Annotated in this window: 1 protein-coding gene; it reads right to left on the bottom strand. The window is 63.7% G+C overall.

Annotated features, from left to right (window positions below; genetic code table 11):
• Positions 1–318: 318 nt before the first annotated feature.
• Entirely contained in the window at positions 319–1,215 is an 897-nt protein-coding gene (locus G6024_RS12420) for an alpha/beta fold hydrolase (RefSeq protein WP_069388583.1), read from the bottom strand.
• Positions 1,216–1,657 lie beyond the last annotated feature (442 nt).

The raw sequence follows: 1,657 nt of genomic DNA, 5'->3' as shown, positions 1-1,657 counted from the left end.
GCCGATCAGAACGAGGCGCGTCAGCTCGAGGCGGTGGGGGAGTGCGAGGTCAAGCCCCTGGAAGTGGTGTAACTGGGTCTTGATCCTTCGCTGGCGCTTCGGCCTCAGATTTACATAAAGTTTGGTTATCGGTCCATGCTCGTGGCCAACATCGAAGCCGGGATCGCAGGGCGGCCACATCCGGGGAAGCGGTCCTCGAGCTCCGCTGTCAGCGAAGCGGCCCGCCGGGGCGGGCGAATCCGGCCATCAATGCAACCGGCACCGATACGCAACCCAGGTGAGCTCCCGCCGCCGGTGACGTTCGAGTCCTCGACGGCGTCAGTGGCGCGATGCGAGAACGTCGTTGTCGAGAAAACCCTTCAATCCGCCGCTGAACACATCGTTGTCGTCGCCGGCGACCATATGACCGGACCCGGTGACGTCGATCAATCTGGCGGTCGGTATGAGCTCAAGCAACTCTTTGGCGCCCTCTTCGCTGACCACGTTTGATTGTGTTCCACGAACGAGCATCGTGGGAACGGTAATCGCGGCTGCGGCGTCCCGGGCGCGTTCGTATCGCACGATCGAGTCGGTCTGGCGGGTGGGTTCGTCGCCCTGGCGCAGAAACGCCGGATCCCAATGCCAATACCAGCGGCCATCGCGCAGACGGAGGTTCTTGCGCAGCCCCTGCGGGTTGGGGGTGCGGACCCGGTTCGGGGTATACGCTGCGATCGCTGCGGCAGCGTCGTCGAGGCTGTCAAAACCATCCAGGCCACTTTGCATGAACGCCATAATCTCCGCGGTGCCGCCCGGTTCGACCTTCGGGGCGATATCGACCAACACCAGACCACGAGCGAGCTCGGGATTCTCTCCTTGTCCGATCAACGACGTCATACCGCCCATCGAGGCCCCGACCAGTACCGGCGTCTGCCCCAACTCGCCGATGACCGAGGTCAGGTCGGCGACCAGAGCGTCGATGCCATAGTCCCCGTCCGGTGCCCATTGGCTCTGCCCATGCCCCCGTGCATCCAGGGCGAGGGCGGACCAGCCGTCCGCCGCGAGCCTGCGTCCGGTGTTTCGCCAGGAATGCCGGGTCTGCCCGCCGCCGTGCAGCAACAGCACCACACCTTTACTGCTGACGTCTGAATCGCCCGCAGTTGACGGTGGATCCCACCGGTCGGCGGCAAGTGTGACACCGTCACCGCGGAGCTCAAGGGTTGTGACTACAGGATCCATAGAAGTTCCTCGCCATGATTATCGAGTGGAGCATTCTCAGTCATGTTGCCGCAGGGGGTGAATACCATTGCACACCACACTCGACCGGCACACTCACTCGACACCGACCCAGACTCCTCGTAGTCGATCAACCAGCCACAATTGGCGCACTCACAGCGGTTCAATCTCGGGTTCAGCGACGTCATCCTCTCGCCGGATGCTGGAACCGAGCTGTTCCGGGCGGAGATCGGGCGGGCGTTCCACGCGGCTGAAAGACTCGTGGAGTCGGCGCGATCGGCCGGCGCGATCCGTTCGGACTTCCACCACAGCGATCTGTACCTGCTGCAGCACCCCAACGGCGGTCTCGCGCGTGGTGTGCACGCGAGCCCACACCCATGGATAAGGGGCCCTTCCGGATCCGGAGTGCGTAACTGGGGTTCGCCGGTGATGCGGTGAGGCACAA

It is taken from the genome of Dietzia maris (assembly GCF_014144855.1).
GTDB lineage: Bacteria > Actinomycetota > Actinomycetes > Mycobacteriales > Mycobacteriaceae > Dietzia > Dietzia kunjamensis.
This window is presented reverse-complemented; position numbering and strand designations above follow the sequence as displayed.